19 protein-coding genes are annotated in these 18,919 nt (G+C 58.2%); 10 read left to right on the forward strand and 9 right to left on the reverse strand.

The window, feature by feature from the left end; all coding sequences use genetic code 11:
- Window positions 1–9: 9 nt before the first annotated feature.
- Together PPTH39_RS11870 and PPTH39_RS11875 are read left to right on the forward strand one after the other, a co-directional pair.
- Window positions 10–1,107 carry an amino acid ABC transporter permease gene (locus PPTH39_RS11870; protein ID WP_095001218.1) on the forward strand — a complete coding sequence of 366 codons (1,098 nt, stop codon included), beginning with the start codon at window positions 10–12 and terminating at the stop codon, window positions 1,105–1,107.
- A gap of 12 nt (window positions 1,108–1,119) precedes the next feature.
- Window positions 1,120–1,884 (forward strand): amino acid ABC transporter ATP-binding protein, encoded by a 765-nt coding sequence (locus PPTH39_RS11875; RefSeq protein ID WP_095001219.1) that lies wholly within the window; start codon window positions 1,120–1,122, stop codon window positions 1,882–1,884.
- Between the two features lie 67 nt (window positions 1,885–1,951).
- Here PPTH39_RS11875 and PPTH39_RS11880 read toward each other — a convergent pair whose 3' ends face one another.
- Together PPTH39_RS11880 and PPTH39_RS11885 are read right to left on the reverse strand one after the other, a co-directional pair.
- Window positions 1,952–2,422, reverse strand: a complete 471-nt coding sequence (locus PPTH39_RS11880; protein WP_130872002.1) for a type II toxin-antitoxin system MqsA family antitoxin — start codon at window positions 2,420–2,422, stop codon at window positions 1,952–1,954.
- Entirely contained in the window at window positions 2,419–2,730 is a 312-nt protein-coding gene (locus tag PPTH39_RS11885) for a type II toxin-antitoxin system MqsR family toxin (RefSeq protein WP_095001221.1), read from the reverse strand. Before PPTH39_RS11885 ends, PPTH39_RS11880 begins: the two co-directional genes overlap by 4 nt.
- 165 nt (window positions 2,731–2,895) lie before the next feature.
- Between PPTH39_RS11885 and PPTH39_RS11890 the strand changes: the two genes are divergently transcribed.
- The 4 genes from PPTH39_RS11890 (at window position 2,896) to PPTH39_RS11905 (ending at window position 5,667) form a co-directional block, all read left to right on the forward strand.
- Window positions 2,896–3,555: a FadR/GntR family transcriptional regulator gene (locus PPTH39_RS11890; protein WP_095001222.1), complete on the forward strand. Its 660-nt coding sequence runs from the start codon at window positions 2,896–2,898 to the stop codon at window positions 3,553–3,555.
- Window positions 3,545–4,864: an MFS transporter gene (locus PPTH39_RS11895; protein ID WP_095018209.1), complete on the forward strand. Its 1,320-nt coding sequence runs from the start codon at window positions 3,545–3,547 to the stop codon at window positions 4,862–4,864. Before PPTH39_RS11890 ends, PPTH39_RS11895 begins: the two co-directional genes overlap by 11 nt.
- A 66-nt stretch (window positions 4,865–4,930) precedes the next feature.
- A complete protein-coding gene (locus PPTH39_RS11900) occupies window positions 4,931–5,401 on the forward strand; it encodes a nuclear transport factor 2 family protein (protein WP_095031480.1) in 471 nt (156 codons plus the stop codon).
- Window positions 5,398–5,667: a GIY-YIG nuclease family protein gene (locus tag PPTH39_RS11905; RefSeq protein ID WP_095001393.1), complete on the forward strand. Its 270-nt coding sequence runs from the start codon at window positions 5,398–5,400 to the stop codon at window positions 5,665–5,667. Before PPTH39_RS11900 ends, PPTH39_RS11905 begins: the two co-directional genes overlap by 4 nt.
- A 116-nt stretch (window positions 5,668–5,783) precedes the next feature.
- Here the strand turns inward: PPTH39_RS11905 and PPTH39_RS11910 are convergent, their stop codons facing one another.
- Together PPTH39_RS11910 and yejK are read right to left on the reverse strand one after the other, a co-directional pair.
- The gene (locus PPTH39_RS11910; RefSeq protein WP_016781886.1) at window positions 5,784–6,134 is read right to left on the reverse strand and encodes a glutaredoxin family protein; all 351 of its coding nucleotides are present in this window, start codon (window positions 6,132–6,134) and stop codon (window positions 5,784–5,786) included.
- Window positions 6,134–7,138, reverse strand: coding sequence for a nucleoid-associated protein YejK (gene yejK / locus PPTH39_RS11915; protein ID WP_095001225.1), 1,005 nt, complete (start codon window positions 7,136–7,138; stop codon window positions 6,134–6,136). Before yejK ends, PPTH39_RS11910 begins: the two co-directional genes overlap by 1 nt.
- Window positions 7,139–7,524: 386 nt before the next feature.
- Here yejK and PPTH39_RS11920 point away from each other — a divergent pair, with 386 nt between their 5' ends.
- Complete coding sequence (locus PPTH39_RS11920; RefSeq protein ID WP_003440137.1) at window positions 7,525–7,806, forward strand: HU family DNA-binding protein; 282 nt, start codon at window positions 7,525–7,527, stop codon at window positions 7,804–7,806.
- Between the two features lie 133 nt (window positions 7,807–7,939).
- Here PPTH39_RS11920 and rlmF read toward each other — a convergent pair whose 3' ends face one another.
- From rlmF to PPTH39_RS11945, 5 genes are all read right to left on the reverse strand, one after another.
- A complete protein-coding gene (gene rlmF / locus PPTH39_RS11925) occupies window positions 7,940–8,956 on the reverse strand; it encodes a 23S rRNA (adenine(1618)-N(6))-methyltransferase RlmF (RefSeq protein ID WP_095001226.1) in 1,017 nt (338 codons plus the stop codon).
- Window positions 8,957–9,045: 89 nt separating this feature from the next.
- Window positions 9,046–11,892, reverse strand: a complete 2,847-nt coding sequence (locus tag PPTH39_RS11930) for a valine--tRNA ligase (protein ID WP_095001227.1) — start codon at window positions 11,890–11,892, stop codon at window positions 9,046–9,048.
- A 172-nt stretch (window positions 11,893–12,064) separates the two neighbouring features.
- Window positions 12,065–12,460 carry a DNA polymerase III subunit chi gene (locus PPTH39_RS11935; RefSeq protein ID WP_095001228.1) on the reverse strand — a complete coding sequence of 132 codons (396 nt, stop codon included), beginning with the start codon at window positions 12,458–12,460 and terminating at the stop codon, window positions 12,065–12,067.
- Between the two features lie 7 nt (window positions 12,461–12,467).
- Window positions 12,468–12,920, reverse strand: a complete 453-nt coding sequence (locus PPTH39_RS11940; RefSeq protein ID WP_095001229.1) for a DNA polymerase III subunit chi — start codon at window positions 12,918–12,920, stop codon at window positions 12,468–12,470.
- Window positions 12,921–12,979: 59 nt separating this feature from the next.
- Window positions 12,980–14,470 (reverse strand): leucyl aminopeptidase, encoded by a 1,491-nt coding sequence (locus PPTH39_RS11945; RefSeq protein WP_130872003.1) that lies wholly within the window; start codon window positions 14,468–14,470, stop codon window positions 12,980–12,982.
- Window positions 14,471–14,780: 310 nt separating this feature from the next.
- On the opposite strand from PPTH39_RS11945, the gene lptF reads away from it, so the two are divergent.
- The 3 genes from lptF (at window position 14,781) to lepA (ending at window position 18,914) form a co-directional block, all read left to right on the forward strand.
- Window positions 14,781–15,899, forward strand: a complete 1,119-nt coding sequence (lptF, locus tag PPTH39_RS11950; RefSeq protein ID WP_095001231.1) for an LPS export ABC transporter permease LptF — start codon at window positions 14,781–14,783, stop codon at window positions 15,897–15,899.
- Window positions 15,892–16,953: an LPS export ABC transporter permease LptG gene (lptG, locus tag PPTH39_RS11955; protein WP_095001232.1), complete on the forward strand. Its 1,062-nt coding sequence runs from the start codon at window positions 15,892–15,894 to the stop codon at window positions 16,951–16,953. The genes lptF and lptG overlap by 8 nt, the downstream gene beginning before the upstream one ends.
- 161 nt (window positions 16,954–17,114) lie before the next feature.
- Window positions 17,115–18,914: a translation elongation factor 4 gene (gene lepA, locus PPTH39_RS11960; protein WP_095001233.1), complete on the forward strand. Its 1,800-nt coding sequence runs from the start codon at window positions 17,115–17,117 to the stop codon at window positions 18,912–18,914.
- The last annotated feature ends 5 nt before the right edge of the window (window positions 18,915–18,919 follow it).

Consider the following 18,919-nt stretch of genomic DNA (forward strand, 5'->3'; position numbering starts at 1 on the left):
GACTGGACTATGACGACTCATGTTTTCAAACCCGACATGCCGCCGCCTGGCAACCGCATCGGTATTGTCGCCTGGGCGCGGGCAAATCTGTTTTCCAGCTGGCTCAACACCTTGCTGACCCTGTTTGCCTTTTATCTGGTCTGGCTGATCGTGCCGCCGCTGCTGAGCTGGACGGTTTTCGATGCCAATTGGGTCGGCAGCACGCAAGCTGATTGCACCAAAGAGGGCGCTTGCTGGGTGTTTATCCAGCAGCGTTTTGGCCAGTTTATGTATGGCTATTACCCGACCGGGCTGCGCTGGCGGGTTGACCTGACGGTATGGCTGGCCGTGGTGGGTGCGGCGCCGTTGTTTATCTCGCGCTTCAAGCACAAGGCTATCTACGGGCTGGGCTTTTTGGTGGTGTACCCCATCCTGGCGTTTACCTTGCTCCACGGCGGCTATCTGGGCCTGACTAACGTGGCTACCAGCCAGTGGGGCGGCCTGATGCTCACGCTGGTGATTGCCACGGTAGGTATTGCTGGCGCTTTGCCACTGGGGATTTTGCTGGCCCTGGGCCGCCGCTCGGACATGCCGGCCATTCGCGTGGTGTGCGTGACTTTTATCGAGTTCTGGCGCGGCGTTCCGCTGATTACCGTGCTGTTTATGTCTTCGGTGATGCTGCCGCTGTTTCTGCCCGAGGGCATGAACTTCGACAAATTACTGCGGGCCTTGATCGGCGTAATCCTGTTTCAGTCGGCTTATGTGGCGGAAGTGGTGCGTGGCGGTCTGCAAGCCATCCCCAAGGGTCAGTACGAGGCGGCTGCGGCCATGGGCCTGGGCTACTGGCGCAGCATGGGCCTGGTGATTTTGCCGCAAGCCTTGAAGCTGGTGATCCCCGGCATCGTCAACACCTTTATTGCCCTGTTCAAGGACACCAGCCTGGTGATCATCATCGGTCTGTTCGACCTGCTCAATAGCGTCAAACAAGCCGCCGCCGACCCGAAATGGCTGGGTATGGCCACTGAAGGCTATGTGTTTGCCGCCTTGGTGTTCTGGATTTTCTGTTTTGGTATGTCCCGCTACTCCATGCATCTGGAGCACAAGCTGGACACTGGCCACAAGCGTTAGGAGTATTGCAAGATGAGTGAAACAATCAAAAAGCCAGCAAGCTCTGAAGGCATTATTCAGATGCTGGGCGTCAACAAGTGGTACGGCCAGTTCCATGTGCTAAAGGACATCAACCTGAACGTCCAGCCGGGCGAGCGTATCGTCTTGTGCGGGCCTTCGGGCTCCGGCAAGTCAACCACCATCCGTTGCCTCAATCGCCTCGAAGAGCACCAGCAGGGACGCATCGTGGTCGACGGTGTAGAGCTGACCAACGACATCAAGCAAATCGAGACGGTGCGGCGTGAAGTGGGCATGGTGTTCCAGCACTTCAACCTGTTCCCGCACCTGACCATTCTGCAGAACTGCACGCTGGCGCCGATGTGGGTGCGCAAGATGCCCCGGCGTCAGGCCGAAGAAATTGCCATGCATTATCTGGAAAGGGTGCGTATTCCGGAGCAGGCGCACAAGTTCCCGGGGCAGTTGTCGGGTGGTCAGCAGCAACGTGTGGCAATTGCCCGGGCGCTGTGCATGAAGCCCAAGATCATGCTGTTTGACGAACCGACTTCAGCACTTGACCCGGAGATGGTTAAAGAGGTGCTGGACACCATGATCGGCCTGGCGGAAGACGGCATGACGATGCTCTGCGTAACCCATGAAATGGGCTTTGCGCGCACCGTGGCCAACCGGGTGATCTTTATGGATAAGGGCGAAATCGTGGAGGAGGCCGCCCCGAATGACTTCTTCGACAACCCGCAAAATGACCGGACCAAACTGTTCCTGAATCAGATTTTGCATTGATCGGGACTTGTAGCCGCTGATGATCGCAGCCTCGCTGCGCTCGTCAGCGGCTACAAAACCAAAGGTGTCAGTTTTCGCGCTGCTGCTGTTTTTGCACCAGCAGCGCATTGATGTCTGCACACTCGTTGATGGCTTGTAATTCGCGGACCAGTTCGGGGTGGCGATCGAGCAGTCGCATCAACACAAACAAGGGTTTTGGTGGCTCCACCTCGGCCCGTTCATAACGACTGAACGCATTGTGGCCGCCCCCCGACAGCAACTGCACGGCATTTTTTTGGGTGAAGTGAAGCTTGCGGCGGATACGCTTCATTTCTTCCGCCATAACCCGTTTGGCATCTTCTACCAGTTCGTCGCCAGCCTGGGCATATAGCTCTGCGCTGGGTGCATCAAATTCGACCTCGGCGCACTCGGTGCATTCGTGCCCGTCCAGGCCGTGCACCACCCGGTTCAATTGCTTGAAGTTCACATTGAAGCTGCGGCCCTTGAACGCTTGCATGGCATTGGCGGCGCCGCAGGTGCAGCAGTCATTTTTGCTCATGATGTTTTCTCCTTGAAAGCGATGACCGGCGGCCCTCCGCAGGGGCGATACGTCACCTTGATAGAGATGGCCAAACCGTAGGCCTGTGCGTGATATACGTCCTGCCAGACCTTGTGGTCGGCGTGGGTCGACATCGATTTGTACAGCGCACTGCGCTCCAACGAGGTAATGACCCTCTGCATTTGTGCGAGGACCAGGCCCATGCTTCGTCCACCATCCAATGCGCTTTTGGTAAAGGCGACAGCGCCAAGCCGTTGTACATCGGCTTGAATGCACTGGAGGTTGTAGTGAGGTGTTTTCTTTTCCATAAGAGGCAGCCTCGATGCAATCAAAATTACCCTTAAAGGGTTTTTTGTTCAAGGGTGAACAAGGTTTTTTAGGGGGCTTTTAATCTGTAGTTGATTGCTCGTATGGAGGTGTCTGAGTAACATGTCGGAAAATTCATCCTATGATTGGATGAAAAGGCGAATTAAATGACAGACGCTTCTCCCATCATCAAACGCTCGCTGGTCGACCAGGCTCTGGAGCAACTGCGTGCGCGAATAAACAACGGTACCTGGGAGGTGGGTCAGCGTTTGCCAACCGAGCCCGAGCTGGCTACGCAATTGAACATCAGTCGTAACACTGTGCGTGAAGCCATGCGCGTGCTGGCATTTGCCGGGCTGATAGAGATTCGCCAGGGCGATGGCAGCTACTTGCGCAGCCGTGTCGACCCGATGGACACGCTGCGCGCGCTGTCATCCTGCTCTCTGGAGCAGGGCCGGGAGATGCGTCACATCATTGAGGTTGAAGCCGCTGGCCTGGCCGCCCTGCGCCGCACGGACGAGGACTTGCGCCTGCTGCATCAGGCGCTGGACGCCAGTGGCCAGCACTATCACGGTGAACTCGATACCTATATTTGCTGTGACCTGGTGTTTCACCAACGACTGATTGATGCCGCCCACAACCCGGCCCTGAGCGAGCTCTACCGCTTTACCTCAAGCGTCTTGACCAATCATTTGCGCAAGACCATGGACGTCCATCCGCGTCGTCAAGTGGTGTTCGACCTGCACGTTGATTTACTGGAAGCCGTAGAACAACAAAACCCGCAACGGGCCATGGCGCTGTGCCGGACGTTGATCAATGAACCTTGAGCCGGAGCACGCCATGAGCCACCCTTCGTCAATTTCCAATGCCAGCGTCGAGCCCGTTCGTCATCTCGATGAACTGGAAGAATTGCTGATCGACGCTGAAATTGACGACGAGCAGGTTCAGCACACTGCGCCTGTTGTCTTGCGTCCGTGGTTATTGCTTCTGGGGCTGGTGCTGGTGGCCTTGAACCTGCGCCCCGCGCTGTCGAGCATGGCGCCGTTACTGGGTGAGGTGTCTGACAGACTGGGCTTGTCTGCGGCGCAGGCTGGCCTGTTGACCACGTTGCCCGTGTTGTGCCTGGGGCTGTTCGCGCCCCTGGCGCCAATCCTGGCGCGGCGTTTTGGTACCGAGCGGGTAGTGCTGGGGATTTTGCTGACGCTGGGCGGCGGGATCGTTCTGCGCAGTTGCCTGGGCGAAGTGGGGCTGTTTGCCGGGAGCATTCTGGCGGGGGCCAGTATCGGCGTCATCGGTGTGTTGTTGCCGGGCATCATCAAGCGTGATTTCGCCGGGCATGCCGGAACCATGACCGGTGTTTACACCATGGCCCTGTGCCTGGGTGCGGCACTGGCGGCAGGGGCCACGGTGCCCCTTAGCGAGTCACTGGGGCAGAGCTGGGCAATGGGGCTTGGCTTCTGGGCCTTGCCCGCATTGCTTGCGGTTGTTTTCTGGCTGCCACAGGTGGGCAAGCGTCAGGGCACGCACAACGTTGCTTACCGCGTGCGTGGCTTGTTGCGTGACCCGTTGGCCTGGCAAGTGACGCTCTATATGGGGCTGCAATCCTCGTTGTCCTACATTGTTTTTGGCTGGTTGCCGTCAATCCTGATTGGTCGCGGCCTGACGCCTACCCAGGCGGGGCTGGTGATGTCCGGCTCGGTTATCGTGCAATTGATCACGGCGCTGACGGCACCGTGGCTGGCCACGCGGGGTAAAGACCAGCGGCTGGCAATCGTGCTGGTTATGGGCATGACCCTGGCCGGGCTGTTTGGTTGCCTTTATGCGCCTATCGAGGGCTTGTGGGGCTGGGCGATTGTGCTGGGCCTGGGGCAGGGCGGCACATTCAGCCTGGCCTTGACCATGATCGTGCTGCGCTCGCGCGATGCCCATGTCGCCGCCAATCTGTCGGGCATGGCCCAGGGCATTGGTTACACCGTGGCATCGATGGGGCCGCTGGCGGTGGGCGTGGTGCATGAAGTGACGGGTGGCTGGAGTGCCGTGGGCTGGATATTTGCAGTCATCGGTCTGGGGGCCATCGTCGCCGGGCTTGGCGCCGGCCGTTCACTGTATGTGAATGTACAAAGCGAGAAAGTCTGAGGCCCATAGTGTTTCTGTTCATTGCAGATTATCGTGCTCTGATTCCAGACCTGTACGGACCCTGCCATGAGCCAAGACCACCAAGCATTGATCACTCGTTTCTACCAGGCCTTCCAGCGGCTTGATGCCGAGGCAATGGCTGACTGTTACACCACTGACGTGGTGTTCAGCGACCCTGTGTTTGGCGAGCTGCGTGGCCACAATGCCGCTGACATGTGGCGCATGCTGACCTCGCGGGCCAAGGATTTCAGCCTCACCTTCGATCAGGTTCAGGCTGACGGCCAGCATGGCAGCGCGCACTGGGTGGCGACCTATGTGTTTGGCCAGACCGGCGCCACGGTGGTCAATGATATCCAGGCACGGTTTGTGTTTCGTGATGGCAAGATTTGCGAGCATCACGACCATTTCGATCTGTGGCGCTGGTCGCGTCAGGCACTGGGCACCAAGGGCCTGTTGCTGGGGTGGACACCGCTGGTACAAAACGCCATTCGGGCGCAGGCGCAAAAAGGGCTCAAGGCCTTTCAGGGCAGCCGCTGAAAGTGGTCGAGAAACCCTGGTTTGTGTACCTTGTGCGGGCCGCTAATGGCTCTTTGTATTGCGGTATCAGCGATGACCCGGTGCGCCGTTTTGCCAAGCATCAAACGGGCAAGGGCGCGCGTTTTTTTGCTTCAAGCCCGGCAGTGGCGCTGGTGTATGTCGAATCCTGGCCGGACAAGGGTGAAGCGTTGCGCCAGGAGCGATTGATCAAGAAACTCAGGAAGAGTGCCAAGGAGTGTCTGGTGCAAAGTCAGAAGCTGGAGTGATTTTCCTGTGGGAGCGGGCTTGCCCGCGATGGTATCTCTGCAGTTTGTCTGGCTGAGCGCAGCGCCTGCATCGCGAGCAAGCCCGCTCCCACAGAAATTGAACAGTTGTTCCCGGCTTATTTCAGTGCCGCCAATATCGCATCGGGCTTGAAGTCGCGAATCAGCGTGCCGTTTACATCCAGTATCGGAATGCCGCGCCCGCCCAGCGCCTCGTAAGCCTGGCGGGCACTGGCATCCTTGTCGATATCGAATTCCTTGAACGGTATGCCTTTCTCATCCAGGAACCGCCGAGTGGCCTTGCAGTAGCCGCACCACTCGGTGGAGTACAACACCACCCGGGCGCTGGCCCGGGTTTGCTCACTGACGACACCCGAAGGGTTGAGCACGCGCTCGATCTTGCCCCAGTTCTGAAAGATGACCACTACCACCAGAACAAACAGGACTTTCTTCAAGATACCGTTGAGCATTACTTGCTGCGCTTGAGCTGATCGAGCAGTTGGGTCGGCAAGCCCTTGATCACCAGCGTACCGGCTTCTTCGTCGAACTCGACCTTGGAACCCAACAGGTGTGCCTCAAAGCTGATAGAGAGCCCCTCAGCGCGCCCGGTGAAGCGACGGAACTGGTTCAGGGTGCGCTTGTCAGCAGGAATTTCGGGGGACAGGCCGTAATCCTTGTTACGGATATGATCGTAGAAAGCCTTGGGGCGTTCTTCGTCGATCAACTCGGACAACTCTTCCAGGCCCATTGGTTCGCCGATTTTTGCCTGACTGCTGGCGTAATCGACCAGGGTCTTGGTTTTTTCCCGGGCGGACTCTTCCGGCAAGTCTTCGCTTTCTACGAAGTCACTGAAGGCCTTGAGCAGGGTACGGGTTTCGCCCGGGCCATCGACACCTTCCTGGCAGCCGATAAAGTCGCGGAAGTACTCCGAAACCTTCTTGCCGTTTTTACCTTTGATAAACGAAATGTATTGCTTGGACTGCTTGTTGTTCTGCCACTCGGAAATGTTGATCCGTGCGGCCAGGTGCAGCTGGCCAAGGTCCAGATGGCGCGAAGGCGTCACGTCCAGCTCCGAGGTCACGGCAACGCCGTCGCTGTGGTGCAGCAGGGCGATGGCCAGGTAGTCGGTCATGCCTTGCTGGTAATGGGCGAACAGCACGTGGCCGCCAACGGAAAGGTTGGACTCTTCCATCAGTTTTTGCAGATGCTCGACGGCGACGCGGCTGAACGCCGTGAAGTCTTTACCGCCATCGAGGTATTCCTTGAGCCAGCCGCTGAACGGATGCGCGCCGGACTCGGCATGGAAAAACCCCCAGGCTTTACCTTGCTTGGCGTTATAGCTTTCGTTGAGGTCAGCGAGCATGTTCTCGATGGCTTGAGACCCGGCCAGTTCAGAGTCACGGGCGTGGAGAACTGCGGGCGTACCGTCGGGTTTTTTGTCAATCAAGTGGACGATGCAATGACGGATCGGCATGGGCTTCTCGGTGTGTAATGAGAGGGCAGGGTGCGCACCCCGCAAAGGCGCCAAGTGTACCGCACCTGAGCCTCGGGTCGGGGTTTGGGGGGCTTGAGGGCGCCCTGGACGGTTTTTTTACCGTTTTAAGGCCATAAAGCTGACCAAAAGCCCAGGTAGAGGCGGATATTTAACTGTCTCTGTGCTAGTTTTGCCCGGTCTTGCGCTCGGAAACGGCGTAAAGCGTGCATTCAGCATGTGTCAGGTCGAACCAAACCCCGTTTTAGCTATCTACATCCGCGATTCGTCGTGAAAGCTGGCGGGTGTGCCAGACCCTTGAGATCTGGCTCGATGGCTGACATTGCACTCTGCAAACCAAATGAATTTGATAGGGAAGGAACATCTCAATGGCTATTACTAAAGACCAACTGATCGCTGATATCGCTGAAGCTATCGACGCGCCGAAAACTACCGCGCGTAACGCTCTGGACCAACTGGCCCAGATCGTTGCTGATCAATTGGAAAATGGCGGCGAAATCACTCTGCCAGGTATTGGCAAACTGAAAGTGACCGAGCGTCCTGCCCGTACTGGCCGTAACCCTTCGACTGGCGCAGCCATCGAAATCGCAGCCAAAAAAGTTATCAAGCTCGTTGTGGCCAAAGGCCTGACTGACGCTGTTAACAAGTAAGACTGCTGTAAAAAAGCCGCGCTTCGGATTACTCCGAAGCGCGGCTTTTTTATGCCTGCAAATCTTGTAGCAGCTGCCGAACGCAGCCTCGCGCAGCTCGGCAGCTACTACGAGGTTTTGCATATTTACAAGATTACTTCCAGTTCTTCTCGCGCCACAGCTGTTGCTGTTCTTTGTCATGGAATGTCCAGGCGACAAAGCGGCTTTGCTTGTTGCCCTGTGACATGTCGACCACCTGGCTTTCACGCACACCGGCTTTTTTCAGTGCGGTCTGGATCGCCGGCAAGTTGGACGCCTTGGACACCAGTACGCTGAACCACAGCACCTGACGGCCCACTTGCACGCTTTCGCGAATCAGCTGGGTCACAAAGCGCTGCTCGCCCCCTTCACACCACAATTCGGCCGCTTGACCGCCAAAGTTCAGAACAGGCAGTTTGCGCTTGGGATCAGCCTTGCCCAGTGCCCGCCATTTACGCTCGCTGCCGCGCGTTGCTTCATCGATCGACGCATGAAAGGGCGGGTTGCACATGCTCAGGTCAAAACGCTCGGCGCTGTCCAGGACGTCCAGCAAGATCTTCTTCTGATCGGGTTGCAGGCGCAGGCTGATGGCTTTGTTCAGGCCGTTGGACTGCACGATCGCCTTGGCCGCTTTAACGGCTGTAGGGTCAACTTCGGTGCCCAGGAACTGCCAGCGGTATTCGCTGTGACCAATCAGCGGGTAAACGCAGTTTGCGCCCATACCGATGTCCAGCACGCGCACGCTCGGGCCACGCGGGATGACGCCATCGTTCATGGTGGCCAGCAGGTCGGCCAGAAAGTGCACGTAGTCAGCGCGACCGGGCACAGGCGGGCACAGGTAGTCAGCCGGAATGTCCCAGTGGGCGATACCGTAGAACGCCTTGAGCAGCGCACGGTTGAATACGCGCACGGCATCCGGGTTGGCGAAGTCGATGCTTTCTTTGCCGTACGGGTTGATGATCACGAACTCTGCCAGCTCAGGGCAGACCGAAATCAGCTGCGGGAAGTCGTAGCGGCCCTGATGGCGGTTACGTGGGTGCAGGCTTGGCTTGACCCGTGGCTCAGCCGGCTTGGCGTCGCTGACAGCCTTGGGCTTGTGGCGTGTGGCTTTGGAAGTGCGTGGGGTTGTCATGTTCAATTCATTCCACAAAAGCAATCGCGGGCAAGCCCTTAGTTCCTTTCAGAGCTAAGGGCTTGCCCGCGATCAGGTGCGCAGCTTTATTACAGGCTGGAAATCCGCGCGTGCTGTTCGGCCAATTTGCTCAAGGCTTGTTCGGCTTCGGCTAACTTGGTTCGTTCTTTTTCGATGACTTCGGCCGGAGCTTTGTCAACGAACGCGGCGTTAGAGAGTTTTCCACCTACGCGGGCCACTTCGCCGTTCAGACGCTGGATTTCCTTGTCCAGACGCGCCAACTCTGCATCTTTGTCGATCAGGCCGGCCATGGGCACCAGCACTTCCATCTCGCCTACCAGTGCGGTAGCCGACAGCGGTGCTTCGGCGCCCTCTTGCAGCACGGTGATCGCTTCGAGTTTAGCCAGCTTTTTGAGCAAGGCATCGTTCTCGGCCAGACGGCGTTGATCTTCGCTGCTGACGTTTTTCAGGTAGATCTGCAAAGGCTTGCCCGGGCCGATGTTCATTTCGCCACGGATGTTGCGAATACCCAGCATCAGGCCCTTGAGCCATTCGATATCGTCTTCGGCGGCCTGGTCGATGCGCGCTTCGTTCGGTACCGGCCACGGTTGCAGCATGATGGTCTTGCCTTCAGCGCCGGCCAGCGGCGCGATGCGCTGCCAGATTTCTTCGGTGATGAATGGCATGAACGGATGCGCCAGGCGCAACGCCACTTCCAGCACCCGAACCAGCGTACGGCGAGTGCCGCGCTGACGTTCTACCGGGGCGTTTTCGTCCCACAGCACAGGCTTGGACAGTTCCAGGTACCAGTCGCAGTACTGGTTCCAGATGAACTCATACAGCGCTTGCGCCGCGAGGTCGAAACGGAACTGGTCGAGGTGACGGGTCACTTCTGCTTCGGTGCGCTGCAGCTGCGAGATGATCCAGCGGTCAGCCAGCGACAGTTCGTAGGCTTCGCCGTTCTGGCCGCAGTCTTCGCCCTTGTCCAGCACGTAGCGTGCGGCGTTCCAGATCTTGTTGCAGAAGTTGCGATAGCCTTCGACGCGGCCCATGTCGAACTTGATGTCACGGCCGGTGGACGCCAGCGAGCAGAACGTGAAGCGCAGGGCGTCGGTACCGTAGCTGGCGATGCCGTCGGCGAATTCGTCGCGGGTCTGCTTCTCGATTTTCTTCAGCAGTTTTGGCTGCATCAGGCCGGTGGTGCGTTTGGCCACCAGGTCTTCGAGCTCGATGCCGTCGATGATGTCCAGCGGGTCCAGGACGTTGCCCTTGGACTTGGACATCTTCTGGCCTTGACCGTCACGGACCAGGCCGTGGACATACACGGTCTTGAACGGAACTTGCGGGGTGCCGTCTTCGTTTTTCACCAAATGCATGGTGAGCATGATCATCCGGGCAACCCAGAAGAAAATGATGTCGAAACCGGTAACCAGCACGTCAGTGGAGTGGAAGGTTTTCAGTGCTTCGGTTTTTTCCGGCCAGCCGAGGGTGGAGAACGTCCACAGACCCGAACTGAACCAGGTGTCGAGCACGTCGTTGTCCTGTTGCAAGGCAACGTCCGGGCCCAGGTTGTTCTTGGCGCGTACTTCGGCCTCGTCGCGGCCTACATAGACTTTGCCCGACTCGTCGTACCAGGCCGGAATGCGGTGGCCCCACCACAGCTGACGGCTGATGCACCAGTCCTGGATGTCGCGCATCCACGAGAAGTACATGTTTTCGTACTGTTTAGGCACGAACGCGATGCGCCCGTCTTCCACGGCAGCAATGGCAGGCTCTGCCAGAGGCTTGGTCGACACGTACCACTGGTCAGTCAGCCACGGTTCGATCACGGTGCCCGAACGGTCGCCTTTCGGCACTTTCAGGGCGTGATCATCGACGCTGACCAACAGGCCGGCTTCGTCGAAATCAGCGACAATTTGCTTGCGCGCTTCGAAGCGGTCCAGGCCTGCATACTTGGCCGGCAGGGTACCGTCGATGGACTCGTTCAGCGTGCCATCGAGGTTGAACACCTGGGCAGCAGGCAGCACGGCGGCGTTTTTATCGAAGATGTTGAGCAGCGGCAGGTTGTGACGCTTGCCGACTTCGTAGTCGTTGAAATCGTGGGCCGGGGTGATTTTCACACAACCGGTACCGAATTCAGGATCGCAATAATCGTCCGCGATGATCGGAATGCGGCGGCCAACCAGCGGCAGCTCGACAAACTTGCCGATCAGGGCCTTGTAGCGCTCGTCTTCCGGGTTTACCGCAACAGCTGCGTCGCCCAGCATGGTTTCCGGACGGGTGGTAGCAACCACCAGGTAGTCCAGGCCTTCGGCGGTCTTGGCGCCGTCAGCCAGCGGGTAGCGCAGGTTCCACAGGAAACCTTTCTCGTCGTGGTTTTCCACTTCAAGGTCGGAGATGGCCGTGTGCAGCTTGGTGTCCCAGTTGACCAGGCGCTTGCCACGATAGATCAGGCCGTCTTCGTGGAGGCGCACGAAGGCTTCCTTCACGGCTTCAGACAGGCCGTCATCCATGGTGAAGCGCTCGCGGCTCCAGTCTACGGACGAACCCAGGCGGCGGATCTGACGGCTGATGTTGCCGCCGGACTGATCTTTCCATTCCCAGATCTTGTCGAGGAATTTTTCACGACCCAAATCGTGGCGGTTCAGGCCTTGTGCTTCGATCTGACGCTCGACCAGCATCTGGGTGGCGATACCGGCGTGGTCGGTACCCGGCTGCCACAGGGTGTTGCGGCCCTGCATGCGACGGAAACGGATCAGGGCATCCATGATCGCGTTGTTGAAGCCGTGCCCCATGTGCAGGCTGCCGGTGACGTTCGGCGGCGGAATCATGATGGTGTACGGGTCGCCCGCGCCTTGCGGGGCAAAATAATTCTCTTCTTCCCAGGTTTTGTACCAGGAAGTTTCAATGGCGTGCGGCTGGTAGGTCTTATCCATGCGCGGCGGGACCCTATTGGCATTAATTCAGGAAAGCCGGCAAGTATAGCGGGGTGGGACTGCGCGGGGAACCTATTGCTGTTGTGGGAGCGGGCTTGCTCGCGATACGGGCAACCCGGTGCATCGGCTTCATTAAGGTGCTGCAATCGCGAGTAAGCCCGCTCCCACAGGGTCAGCTTTGATGTTGGGCGAGCAGACGCTCCATGTGGGCATCAAGGCGGCGCTTGATCTCGGTTTCGATGTGCGGGGCGAAGTCGTTGATCACGTCCTGCATGATGGCCTGGGCAGCAGTGCGCAGCTCTCGGTCCAGGTGCGCAAGCAGTGCGTCAGGGGCTTTCTCCGTCGCGGGCGCCGGGGTGATGCCGACCAGCGGTATTTGCGTGGGCACCGGCTCCGGCTCTGGTTCATCGCTGATAACTTCGTCGAGCAACGGGATCTGTTCGTCGGGCCGACCTACCATCTCTGTCAGCAGCGGCGGTTGCAGCCCCTCATCGCCGAGCAGCTTGCGAATGGACTCAAGATCATCAAGCAGGTGTGCAGCTTTTTGCGGCGAATTGGAGGTGTCCATCTTGTGCTCAGAGTCGTTGTAACTTGTGGTCCTGCAGAGGATAGCCCTGTTCTCGGTAGAAACGGAAACTCTCCCGTGCAGCCTGTCGCACGGCGGGGTCTTCGACCACCACTTCGGCCACGCGGGCGAAGCGCTTGAAAAAGTCGGGGACTTTGAGGTCCAGGTTGATCAGTAAGTCTTGGTGGCTTGCGGGTGCATCCGTACAGCCCATGACCACGACGCCATCGGGTTGGTCTTCAGTGTTGCTGTGGGGCACGAAGCTTTCGCCCTTGAAGCGCCACAGGCGTTCATCCAGGTCCTGGCGCTGGGCACTGTCAGAGCAATGCAGATACACGCGATGGCCCAGGCGCCAGGCCTTCTCGGTGAGTTTGCAGGCAAAATCCAGCCGCGCAGAGGGTTCGGCGCTGGGCAGGATATAAAAGTCGATCTTGGTGAGTTCTTGGTTTGCTTCGGGGGTCATTGCGATTCCTGAATCGGGACTGCGCCGCCCTCAAGCGGCGCAGTCTTCGATTGTCAGCTTCAAGCGTTGGCGCGATCCAGCAGGTACTGGGTCAGCAGGGGCACTGGGCGGCCACTTGCGCCCTTGTCCTTGCCGCCGCTGACCCATGCCGTGCCGGCGATGTCCAGGTGCGCCCAGTTATAGGCCTTGGCAAAACGCGACAGGAAGCAGCCAGCAGTGATGGCGCCGCCTTTAGGCCCGCCAATGTTGGCCATGTCGGCGAACGGGCTGTCCAGTTGTTCCTGGTACTCGTCGAACAGCGGCAGTTGCCATGCACGGTCGTCGGCTTGCTTGCCGGCTTCCAGCAACTGGTTGATCAGGTCGTCGTTGTTGCCCATCAGGCCCGAGGTGTGAGCGCCCAATGCAACCATGCAGGCGCCGGTCAGGGTGGCGATGTCGATCACGGCCTGTGGCTTGAAGCGCTCGGCGTAGGTCAGGGCGTCACACAGCACCAGACGGCCTTCGGCGTCGGTGTTGAGGATTTCGACCGTCTGGCCGCTCATGGTCGTCACGATGTCGCCCGGGCGTGCCGCGCCGCCGCTAGGCATGTTTTCAGCACAGGCCAGAATGCACACCAGGTTGATCGGCAGTTTCAGCTCGAGTACGGCGCGCAGGGTGCCGAACACGCTGGCAGCACCACCCATGTCGTACTTCATTTCATCCATGCCGGCGCCCGGCTTGAGGCTGATGCCGCCGGTGTCGAAGGTGATGCCTTTACCTACCAGTACGTACGGTTTTTCGGATTTTTTGCCTCCGGCGTAGTTCATCACGATCAGACGAGGCGGCTGGTCGCTGCCCTGGCCTACAGCGTAGAACGCGCCCATGCCCAGATCCTTGATCTTTTTCTCGTCAAGGATTTCGACTTTCAGGCCTTTGAACTCTTTGCCCAGGTGCTTGGCCTGCTCGGCAAGGAAGCTCGGGTGGCAGATGTTCGGCGGCAGGTTGCCCAGGTCGCGGGTGAACGCCATGCCGGCGGCAATTGCCTGGGCGTGGGTCACGGCGCGCTGCACTTCAGCCTGCGCGGCCTTGATGGTCAGCAGGGTGATTTTTTTCAGGGCGCGGGGTTCGGCCTTCTGGCTTTTGAAACGGTCGAAGGTGTATTCGCCGTCTACGAGGGTTTCGGCCAGCAAGCGGGTCTTGCTGTAGCTGTCGCGGCCCTTGACCACCAATTCGTCCAGTGCGAACACCGCATCGCTACCGCCCAGGCCTTTGAGTACACCCAGTGCGCCGCTGATGATTTTGCGGAACGGGCGATCGCCCAGTTCTTCATCCTTGCCGGTACCCAGCAGCAGCACGCGCTCGGCTTTGAGGTTGGGCAAGCTGTGCAACAGCAGGCTTTGACCGGTTTTGCCGGCCAGGTCGCCGCGCTTGAGGACTGCGCTGATGGCGCCACCGGTGAGTTCGTCGAGGGCTTTGGCGGTTGGGCCGAGCTTGCGGCCTTCGCCGATGGCGACCACCAGAGTGGCCGTTTTCAACGTTTCTGGGCTAACGCTTTTTACAACCAGTTCCATGTCCGGGTCCCTGAGTTAAATGGTCAACATGCGCACAAACAGTTCTGTTTGTTTGCTTATATAGAAGAAGCGCTTCACCTGTGATCAAGGCTGGCGTCAAGGCGGGCAGTTTGAACCCCGTCGGAGGAGCCTGACAACCCCGGTTTAGGGCCAAGTTGCCACTTTCAAGACTGTGCAGTGACAGGGGAGGGCATTCACAGGATAATGCGCCATCTTTTTAGACGGCCCATCTCATCTATGATGAGGTATGTGCCGACTCGTTATGCTGTTTGTTTGGCCGCCTTAGCCTGACGACCCTGGAGTGTCTGGTTTGATCGTCTTCCGTTATCTGTCCCGCGAAGTCCTGCTTACATTGAGCGCTGTCAGTGCTGTGCTGCTGGTCATCATCATGAGCGGTCGCTTCATCAAATATCTGGCCCAGGCCGCCTCGGGCGCCCTGGACCCGGGTTCGTTGTTCCTGATCATGGGCTTTCGCCTGCCGGGCTTCATGCAGCTGATCCTGCCTCTGGGGCTGTTCCTGGGCATTCTTCTCTCTTATGGTCGCTTGTACCTTGAGAGCGAAATGACCGTGCTGTCGGCCACCGGCATGAGTCGTCAGCGGTTGCTGGCCATGACCATGGCACCGGCTGCGCTGGTCGCGCTGATCGTGGCCTGGCTCAGTCTGAGCCTGGCCCCGCAGGGCAACAATGAATTTCAGCTGCTGCTCAACAAGCAGGATGCCCTGACCGAATTCGACACCCTGGAGGCCGGGCGCTTCCAGTCGCTGAGTGACGGTACACGGGTGACCTACACCGAAGAATTGAGCAATGACCGCAGCCTCTTGTCCGGCGTATTCATTTCGCAGAAGAAACTCGGAGAAGAGGCCAAGGATCGCAGTATTTCCGTGCTGCTGGCCGAGAAGGGTCATCAGGAAGTGCGTCCTGACGGCAGTCGCTGGCTGGTGCTGAACAATGGCTATCGCTATGACGGCAATCCTGGGCAGGCCGATTATCGGGCAATCAAGTACGACACCTATGGTGTGCTGCTGCCCAAGCCGGAAGTCAGCAATGAAGTGACAGACCGCGATGCGATCCCTACCGCTAGCCTTCTCGGCAGCACGGATCCTCGTGTGGTTGCCGAGCTGCATTGGCGGATTGCCTTCCCCGTGCTGGTCTTTATCGTGACCTTGATCGCAGTGCCGTTGTCGCGGGTCAATCCGCGTCAGGGGCGCTTCCTCAAGTTGTTGCCGGCGATTCTTCTTTATATGAGCTACCTGAGCATGCTGACCTGGGGCAAGGGGCTTCTTCAGGATGGCAAGACCCCGATGGCGCTGGGCCTGTGGTGGGTGCATGGGCTGTTCCTGATCATTGGGCTGGGGTTGATGTACTGGGAGCCGCTGCGCTTGAAACTGGCAAGTCGCCGTAGTGCCGAGGAGATGGCCCGTGGTTAAGCTCGACCGCTACATTGGTAGCAGTGTGTTGTTGGCGATTCTGGCCGTGTTGGGGATCATCCTCGGGCTGGCCCTGCTGTTTGCCGTGATCGACGAGATGCGCAGTCTCAGCAGCACCTACACCGTTCTGGATGTGTTCAGTTTTGTCATGCTGACTGCGCCCCGACGCCTGTATGAAATGTTGCCGATGGCAGCGTTGATTGGCTGCCTGATCGGTTTGGGCGGCCTGGCCAGCAACAGTGAGCTGACCATCATGCGTGCCGCAGGTGTGTCCCTTGGGCGCATCGTCTGGGCCGTGATGAAGCCGATGCTGGTGCTGATGGTTGCAGGGGTGCTGATTGGCGAATATGTAGTGCCTGCCACGGAAAACATTGCCCAGGCCAACCGCGCGCTGGCCCAGGGCGGTGGCGACTCGCAAAGCTCCAAGCATGGCTTGTGGCACCGCCAGGGTGATGAATTTATCCATATCAACGCCGTTCAGCCCGATGGCCTGCTTTACGGTGTGACCCGTTATCGCTTCGACAAAGACCATCAGATGCAGTCGGCAAGCTTTGCCAAAAAGGCCCAGTACCACCAGGGCGACTGGCAGTTGAGTGATGTGAGCACCACTCTTTTTCATGGCGACAGCACTGAGGTAGTCAAGGCGCCTGAAGAAAAATGGGACGTGTCGTTGAGCCCGCAACTGCTCAATACCGTGGTCATGGCGCCCGAATCGCTGTCGATTTCCGGGTTGTGGAACTATATCCACTACCTCAAGGATCAGGGCCTGAACAACGGCCGTTACTGGCTGGCTTTTTGGGTCAAGGTGTTGCAGCCGCTGGTGACTGCCGCGCTGGTATTGATGGCCATATCTTTCATCTTCGGCCCGTTGCGCTCTGTTACGCTGGGGCAGCGGGTTTTTACCGGGGTGCTGGTAGGGTTTACCTTCAAGATCGCCCAGGACCTGCTGGGGCCTTTGAGCCTGGTGTTCGGCTTCTCGCCGCTGTTTGCGGTGCTGCTGCCGGCTTCCATTTGTGCCGTGGCCGGTATCTGGCTGTTACGTCGGGCGGGTTGAGTAGCGCTCATTGAGCCAATCAAGAGCCTCTATCTCGCGATAGGGGCTTTTTTGTAGGTGCCCATTGGCCTGTGAACGTGACGCTTGGCGCGATGTTCAGGTACAATTCCCGGCTATTTTTCGGCGGGCAGTCTGCCTGCGACTTTTTTGAGTGTTGACCCGTGAGTGATCTGAGTCATATCCGCAATTTCTCCATCATCGCCCACATTGACCATGGCAAGTCGACGCTGGCCGATCGTTTCATCCAGATGTGCGGTGGCCTGACTGCCCGCGAAATGGAGGCCCAGGTACTGGACTCCATGGACCTCGAGCGTGAGCGCGGGATCACCATCAAGGCCCACAGCGTCACCTTGTATTACACGGCCAAAGACGGTAATACCTACCAGTTGAACTTCATTGATACCCCGGGCCACGTTGACTTCACCTACGAAGTTAGCCGTTCCCTGGCGGCCTGTGAAGGTGCGTTGCTGGTGGTCGATGCGGGGCAGGGTGTAGAAGCCCAGTCCGTAGCCAACTGCTACACCGCGATTGAACAGGGCCTGGAAGTCATGCCGGTGCTGAACAAGATCGACCTGCCACAGGCCGATCCTGATCGCGTTAAGGAAGAAATCGAAAAAATCATTGGCATCGACGCCACTGATGCCGTGACCTGCAGCGCCAAGACCGGCCTGGGCGTGGACGAGGTGCTTGAGCGCCTGGTACACACCATTCCTGCGCCGACCGGCAATATCGAAGATCCGCTGCAAGCGTTGATCATCGACTCCTGGTTCGACAACTACCTGGGCGTTGTGTCCCTGGTTCGCGTGCGCCACGGCCGCGTGAAAAAGGGCGACAAGATTCTGGTCAAATCCACCGGCAAGATCCACCTGGTGGACAGCGTTGGTGTATTCAACCCGAAACACACCGCCACTGCAGACCTGAAAGCCGGTGAAGTAGGTTTCATCATCGCCGGTATCAAGGACATTCACGGTGCGCCAGTGGGCGATACCCTGACCTTGAGCACGACTCCGGATGTTGATGTATTGCCCGGTTTCAAGCGTATTCAGCCTCAGGTATACGCGGGCCTGTTCCCGGTTAGCTCCGATGACTTCGAAGACTTCCGTGATGCGTTGCAAAAACTGACGCTGAACGACTCTTCGCTGCAATACACGCCAGAAAGCTCTGACGCACTGGGCTTCGGCTTCCGTTGCGGCTTCCTGGGCATGCTGCACATGGAGATCATTCAGGAGCGCCTGGAGCGCGAGTACAACCTGGACCTGATCACCACTGCGCCAACCGTAATTTTCGAACTGCTGCTCAAGACCGGTGAAACGATTTACGTCGATAACCCGTCCAAGCTGCCAGATCTTTCAATGATTGAAGACATGCGCGAGCCAATCGTGCGTGCCAACATTCTTGTGCCTCAGGAGCACCTGGGTAACGTCATTACCCTGTGCATTGAAAAACGTGGCGTGCAGCACGACATGTTGTTCCTGGGTACCCAGGTACAAGTGACCTACGATTTGCCGATGAACGAAGTGGTTCTGGACTTCTTCGACCGTCTCAAATCCACCAGTCGCGGCTATGCTTCGCTTGATTACCACTTCGATCGTTACCAGTCAGCTAATCTGGTCAAGCTCGATGTACTGATCAACGGTGACAAGGTAGATGCGCTGGCCCTGATCGTGCACAAGGAAAACGCGCACTACAAAGGTCGCCAGTTGACCGAGAAGATGAAAGAACTGATTCCGCGCCAGATGTTCGACGTCGCGATCCAGGCCGCCATTGGCGGGCAGATCATTGCACGGACCTCCGTCAAGGCACTCAGAAAGAACGTACTGGCCAAATGCTACGGTGGTGACGTTAGCCGTAAGCGCAAGCTGTTGGAAAAGCAAAAGGCCGGTAAAAAACGCATGAAGCAAGTGGGCAACGTGGAAATTCCACAAGAAGCCTTCCTTGCAGTGCTCCGTTTGGATAGCTAGGTCCT

Source organism: Pseudomonas bubulae, from assembly GCF_900618535.1.
GTDB lineage: Bacteria > Pseudomonadota > Gammaproteobacteria > Pseudomonadales > Pseudomonadaceae > Aquipseudomonas > Aquipseudomonas bubulae.